The sequence below is a fragment of the Chitinophaga sp. genome, from assembly GCF_036566945.1.
In the GTDB taxonomy this organism is placed as follows: domain Bacteria; phylum Bacteroidota; class Bacteroidia; order Chitinophagales; family Chitinophagaceae; genus Chitinophaga.
Window position 1 is genome coordinate 1 of the sequence record NZ_DATCVJ010000260.1, and the last position, 7,205, is coordinate 7,205.

The window sequence follows — 7,205 nt, forward strand, 5'->3', positions numbered from 1 at the left end:
TCCCGTATAAGTCAAAGAAGTTGCTCCATCAATATTACCTCCGGCACTATTTATTGTAAAAAGGACGTTTGAGGTTGAGATTTTTCTTACAACAACTACTTTTCCTACAGGAACACTTGATGCATTCGGTAGTGTTACGGTAAATGCCGCATTTCTATTCACAATAACTGAGTATTCTGCTACTCCGACAGTAGCCGAGGCTCCGGCAGTAACAACTCTTATTGGAAAAGCACCCGGAGTAGCAGGCGTCCAGGCAGTAGTAGTAGCATTATACTGTAACACCTGGTTTGCGGTTGGCGCTGTGCTACTTACATCTACACCCTGAATCTCACCTGCGTTCCAGATATTGGAATTGCTGTTAGCTGACAAAGTTCCTCCGCTCATAGCGAGGGTGGTAGCATCTGCGGTAACATTACTAATATCGCCATTTCCATCACGACCTAAGATACTGGTAGATGTACCTGCACTACCTGTGATCCGCATAGTTCCCGCAACGTGCAATAACCTGGCAGGCGTACTGGTACCTATTCCTACATTTCCTCCATTCTGCAAAAACAACCGGTAGTCCTGTACATTTGTTTCCACAAAATTCAACCCACCTCCTAATATATTCCAGTGCCACTTTGGTGTACCTGTAGCATCTTCAAATGCCAGTACGTCATTACCATTTGCACGTATAATTAATGGGTGGCCATTAAATTTTGTAGCACCATTCAACAGGGTTAAAGTGGAGGCAGAAAAATCTGTTCCACCGCTTTCTGCGGCTGTTTGTCCTCTCGATCCCCTGAAAAGTTCTTTGTTATTATACTTCACCACCATATCAACCGCATTTATGGTACCGAGAAACTGGGTGGCAGTAGCGGTGTTACCACCGGTTAACCAGTTAGTGGTGGAAGGGTTATCTGTTAAGATAACATCGCCCTGGGCATTGATGCTAAGTACTTTTGAAGTAGCCGGTGCCGACTGAGCGCTGACCAAATTTGTTAATCGAAGCCCAGAAACATTAAACGGTGCGGCGGTAGTGAAAGATGGACCTGTAATTTCCACCTTATTTCCCGGAGTAGTGGTACCCACTCCGAGCGTTCCACCAATCACACCGTTACCAGATATATTAAAGTTTGAAGTTGTCTGTGTAGTAGTTGTGTTCTGAATATAGGCGCCTGAGTTAGTCGGTAAATCCGCTGCCACTAAAGAGCGAAAAGCTGGCGCTGCAGCCGTAGACCCTGAAGCAGGACCTGCAAAAACAAGATTAGGGCTTTGTGTATTCAGTGTAGTCGTTATCGTACCATTGGCAGTAAGCGGCGATCCTGTTACTGTAAACAGTGATGGCATAGACAATCCAATAGAAGTAATGCCTGCTGCAGTAGGTGTTTTGGCGATCCACTCTGTACCATTAAAAGTCAGTACCTGATCGGTGAGTGGTGTAGGTGCATTGAGAAGTTTGCTCTGAAGGTGGCTGGCATTCCACATAGAAGTTCCACTGTTAGCTGTTAGCACCCCCAAATTAAGCGACATTGTATTATTCAGTTGAATAAAAGTTACGGCGCCATCCGGACGTCTACCTAATAACAAGTTAGGTTCTAAACCACCCAGATCGTTTGTCACACGTAGTGTGGTTGTTTCCAATCCATCAGAAAAAGTTTTCAGCCCTTTAAAAGTTTGAGCACCGGTGCTAACAAACCCGGCTTGGGTAAGTCCGGCATTCGGAATCGTCAGGGTTTGGGTACCGGCTGTAGGAGTAGTAAAACCCAGTGTACCAGTAGGATTATTGATCACCGCCAGTGTTTGCGCTGGTGTAAAATCGTTGTTGATAGACTTAATAGTGCCCCCTTCCGGAATCAGTTTTGTCCAGTAATTATTTGCTCTAACGCGGAATGAGTTGTCTGGTTCCAGATAAATGATCATTCCATTTATCGGATTTGTTATCAGCGTAGTATCTGTGATACGGGTAATTAACAGTGCCTGCTTCTTACTTTCCAGTTCAAGTAATGCAGATGGTTTTATTACGGAAGGATTGGTTCCCAGCTTTAATTGCTGTGCCAACAATTGCTGATTGCTTAAACAGAACAACATGGCAGCACATACTTTTACAAGCCCTTGCAGCTTCATACATCATCATTTAAGTAAGCACAAAAGAGGTGAAACGGCTACGGTTATACGTAGCCGTTTCAAATACTGTTCAACCTTATTTCTTAATAATGTACCAGGTATCAACACCGTTTGATTGTACGGTGATGAAGGTCCAGTCGTTGTAGATATCGATGGAGTTACCATCTTCAATGAACTGACCGGCTATAGCCTTTACGGTAACAGCGTTATTAAGATTATTGGTAGCATCAGCTGCTACTTTCTTGATGGTGTATATACGTCCCTTTGCACCAGCGGCAGTTGGTAATGTAATGGTTGCTGCGGCGGTGCTTTTTACGATCACGGTATAATCTGTTGCATCCACCGTATAGGACGCGGCTACTTCTTTAATGGCCATAGACACAGAACCTTGTACCTGTAAGGTAGAATTAGCGATATTGCTGGTATCACCAATGTTCAGGGTTGACTTCACGGCTACATCGTTGGCAAATCTTTTATTACCTGCGAAAGATTGGGAAGCATTGCTTACCAGACCACCTACTACAGATGGATCGGCCTGCGGAATGCTTACCGTTACAAGGTTAGCAGCATCTTTAGTCACTTTCAGATCTGTACCTGCATGATCTTGTGTAAAGGTCATGGGAGTAAATATAGACGCAGGCAGTTTTTTGCTCACTACTTCGTTGGCACTATTCAGCAACAATACGGTGCTGTCTAAAGCAACACCAGTAGCAACGTTACCCAGTGTTAAAGTGTTATCTAATTTAGTGGTGCTGGTTACGTGCATAGTACCGGTTACGTCGGTATTGCCGGTAATATTTGTAGCACCGGTGATAGTAGTTGCGCCGGCGATAGTTGTAACACCAGTGATCGCAAGACCACTGTTACCAGTAATTTTTCCGGTAAATGTTTTATCACCACCAAAAGATTGAGTGCCTATTGAAACCCCACCTGGCATTAAGTCGCTGGCGGCATTTAAAGCGATCGTTGGATTAGCACCGGTGTTGTCTATTGTTAAACCATTGGCGTTGGATGTAGTACTGAAAGCGGCTACTGAAAGTGCTTTAGTGGCCTTGTCAAATCTGGTCCAGTCAGCGCTGGTGAGTAACCCTATCCCTTTAGTACCGTCCTGAGTAGCAATGGTCAGTGTATGCACACCTGTTGCTGTATTAGTATTGAATTGATAATCACGAGCAGCATTACCGGTCAGGTCTTCGACGATGGTTTGATTCAGTACAGCAGAACCATTAATCATGAAGTCGGAGAAGGCCGCTTTGGTGAGTGTGCGTTTGAATACCTTTCCTGTTCCATCAACGATTACGGCATCCAGTAAAGTATTGGCGCCGGCGGTGATACCTGCGAGGGTCAGGTCATTTTTCACGATCACATTACCGTTATCAATGCGCATTCCTTCTACGTTATTCGCTTTCATTACGAATGGTATTGGATTGGTACTTCCAATGAACTGTGTAGCGGCATTTGTGAGGGCGTTACCCAGTATATCCCAGGAAGATGCTTTGGTGGCCATTCTTTCCCAGGTGTAGTTATGTCTGACATAGAATCCTTCCTGTCCGGATGCGGTCCAGTAAATGATCATCCCGTCTGGTGGATTGAGGCTGGTCATCAGGGAAGTATCTGCTACACGTGGTAACAGTAAACCTTGTTTATCTGATTCCAGTTCGAGGATAGCTGATTTTTGAATAGAGGTAGGATTTTTACCTACTTTCAACTGTGCATTGGCTTCGGTAGCGATAAGGCCTACACCACCTATTAGCATAACGCGAACTACATTACGTAGAGATGTTCTCATAGATATAAGGGATAAATAGTTAAAGTTCAAATACACCTCCGGCACTGTCATTACCGGAGTGAAGGATATAAGGATAAAATGCTAAAAATGTCGAGAGTACAAGGATTCCAGTCAGTCTGCCTACGTCTATTTAAATTAATATGTAAAAATGATAAATTGTTTCTTTATAGGAAATAATATATTATATAGATCATATTAATCACATACTGCAAATGTGACATATTATATCTTTTTAAAAAATGACATGATAGTACCATTTTTCAAATGGATGATGGGAAGATTATCAGGGGGAAGGTAATCGATACAGTATATGATAACGATTGCACAAAAGACACTTAAAAGGGTGGATATATAAGATGAGATGAGTTATAGGTCAAATTGTTATGATTCCGAAGAGTATTAACATGTTCATGTTATAAAAAACAAAAAGCCCGTCAGCGGTAAAATTACCTTGACGGGCTATGATTTATTCTTTCTGCGTACTATTTACGCTTCTGATTTTTCTGATTTACTCTTGGAAGAGTTGTTTTTTAAAGTAAAGATCAGCTTCTGATTTTCCTTATCCAGGTCTGCTACGAGTATATCTCCATCATGAATATTCATGTTGAGGATTTCCTCTGCCAAAGGATCTTCCAGGTATTTCTGGATGGCTCTGTGCAGTGGTCTGGCTCCGAACTGCTGGTCGTAACCTTTATCTGCCAGGAAGCCTTTGGCTTCGTCTGTCAGTTCCAGGCTGAAACCGAGGTTGTTCAGGCGTTTCAGTACACTCTTCATTGTGATGTCAATGATGGTGTAGATATGTTCCTTCGCCAGGGAGTTAAAGATGATTACATCATCGATCCTGTTGAGGAATTCAGGAGAGAAGGTACGTTTCAGTGCTTTTTCGATCACTGATTTTGTATTCTCTTCTTCATTTACAGCTCTTGCGCTGGTAGTGAAACCAACACCTGCACCGAAATCTTTCAGCTGACGGGCTCCGATATTGGAGGTCATGATGATGAGGGTATTTTTGAAATCCACTTTACGGCCAAGGCCATCAGTGAGGATACCATCATCCAGAACCTGCAACAGGAGGTTATAAATATCCGGATGTGCTTTTTCGATTTCATCCAGGAGGATTACGGAGTAAGGTTTGCGGCGAACTTTTTCTGTCAGCTGACCACCTTCTTCGTAGCCAACATATCCCGGAGGAGCACCAATGAGGCGGCTTACAGAGAATTTCTCCATGTATTCACTCATATCGATGCGGATAAGGGCTTCGTCAGAGTCGAACATGTAGCGGGCCAGTGATTTGGCGAGCTCTGTTTTACCTACCCCGGTAGGACCGAGGAATATGAAGGTACCGATTGGCTTTTTAGGATCTTTCAGACCAACGCGGTTACGTTGTATGGCTTTGGTGACTTTGCTGATAGCTTCGTCTTGTCCCACCACGGCGCCTTTAAGATCTTCACCCATGCGGCGTAACTTTTCAGTTTCTGCCTGTACCATCCTTTTAACGGGGATACCGGTCATCATGCTGACAACTTCCGCGATAGCTTCTTCATCAATCGGGTAGCGTTTATGCTTCACTTCTTCTTCCCACATTGCTTTGGCGCGTTCCAGGTCTTCACCCAGTTTCTTTTCAGTATCGCGTAAAGCAGCGGCTTCTTCGAAGCGTTGGCTTTTAACTACTTTATTTTTTTCCTGTTTGATATCTTCAATCTGTTTTTCGAGATCGAGGATATTTTGCGGAACATTGATGTTTTTCAGGTGAACGCGGGCACCTACTTCATCGAGAACGTCGATCGCCTTGTCTGGCAGGAGACGGTCAGTCATGTAGCGGTCGCTCAGTTTCACGCAGGCATCAATGGCTGCATCGGTATAGCTTACATTATGGTATTCTTCATAACGTTGCTTGATATTATTGAGGATCAGGATGGTTTCATCCACGCTAGGCGGTTCTACCATTACCTTTTGGAAACGACGGTCGAGTGCGCCATCTTTTTCGATGTACATGCGGTACTCATCGAGGGTAGAGGCTCCGATGCATTGGAGTTCGCCCCTGGCGAGTGCAGGTTTAAAGATGTTGGAAGCGTCCAGGGATCCTGAAGCGCCGCCGGCTCCTACGATTGTATGAATTTCATCGATAAACAGAATTACATCTCTGTTTTTCTCGAGTTCGTTCATGATGGCCTTCATTCTTTCTTCAAACTGGCCACGGTATTTGGTACCGGCCACCAGGGCGGCGAGGTCGAGGCTTACCACGCGCTTATCGAAAAGCACGCGGGAAACTTTACGCTGCACAATACGCAGCGCCAAACCTTCCACGATGGCGGTTTTACCCACACCGGGTTCACCAATAAGAATCGGATTGTTCTTTTTACGGCGGGAAAGTATCTGGGATACCCTTTCAATTTCCTGCTCGCGGCCAACAATCGGGTCTAAGCTGCCACTCTCGGCCAGCTTGGTAATATCTCTACCAAAGTTATCCAGTACGGGCGTTTTGGATTTGGTATTTGTCTGTTTGGCTTTGGATGCGTAACTCTTTCTTTCGTCCTCAAACTCTTCTTCGCCCGGATCGTCGAATTCAGATTTAGGGTCCGCAGATTTTACAAAGCCCAGTTCGTTTTTAAAAGTATCGTAGTCCACGTCAAATTGTTGTAAGATTTGTGTACAAACGTTTTCCTTATTCTTAAGTATAGAAAGCATCAGGTGCTCCGTTTCCACCGTAGCGCTTTTCAGTGCTTTGGCTTCTAATACGGTAACACGTATCACTTTCTCTGCCTGTCTGGTAAGCGGGAGGCTATTGATGTTAGCGATGTTCTTTCCGGTCTTATCTTTTACAGCCAGTTCTACTTCCTTGCGTAACTCATACAGATCTACGTTCAAAGCCTGCAGAATCTTTACGGCCGTGCCCTCGCCTTCTCGAATAATACCTAACAGCAGGTGTTCAGTACCTATGAAGTCATTTCCCAGGCGTAAAGCTTCCTCTCTGCTGAACGAAATGATCTCCTTAACTTGCGGTGAAAAATTCTGGTCCATTGTGAGATTATTAAATTATCAAAAACCCTTACGGGGGCTTGCTTATACAATAATAACGAATAATTCTGACTTAAGATTACCACGTTATCTGTCGGAATGAAGTTATTCCTTTTTTAAACTTAAACAACTTACACTTTAATAGTATAAGAATTATTTTTGCGGTGATGCGGGTACGTTCGTTTAAAAATATCTACGAAGAAATGGAGGTTTTTGTTTCAATCTCTTGCGGTTATATTTTATAGGCGGGTTCCCTCTGTTCAGAATTTATTTTTACTAAAGTATAAAA

Annotated in this window: 2 protein-coding genes and 1 pseudogene; all 3 read right to left on the reverse strand. The window is 43.8% G+C overall.

All coding sequences use genetic code 11. The features are described from left to right. A pseudogene (locus VIP81_RS07710) lies at positions 1-2,109 on the reverse strand (hypothetical protein); the annotation flags it as partial. A 76-nt stretch (positions 2,110-2,185) separates the two neighbouring features. Beyond that, entirely contained in the window at positions 2,186-3,898 is a 1,713-nt protein-coding gene (locus tag VIP81_RS07715; RefSeq protein ID WP_331958083.1) for a hypothetical protein, read from the reverse strand. 486 nt (positions 3,899-4,384) lie between these two features. Next, entirely contained in the window at positions 4,385-6,919 is a 2,535-nt protein-coding gene (locus tag VIP81_RS07720; protein ID WP_331958085.1) for an ATP-dependent Clp protease ATP-binding subunit, read from the reverse strand. Between the last annotated feature and the right edge of the window lie 286 nt (positions 6,920-7,205).

What these genes read in the sequence shown, in the direction of transcription:
- VIP81_RS07720 (WP_331958085.1), bottom strand. Translation starts at nt 6,919, where the DNA reads ATGGACCAGAATTTTTCACCGCAAGTTAAGGAGATCATTTCGTTCAGC.
- VIP81_RS07715 (WP_331958083.1), bottom strand. Translation starts at nt 3,898, where the DNA reads ATGAGAACATCTCTACGTAATGTAGTTCGCGTTATGCTAATAGGTGGT.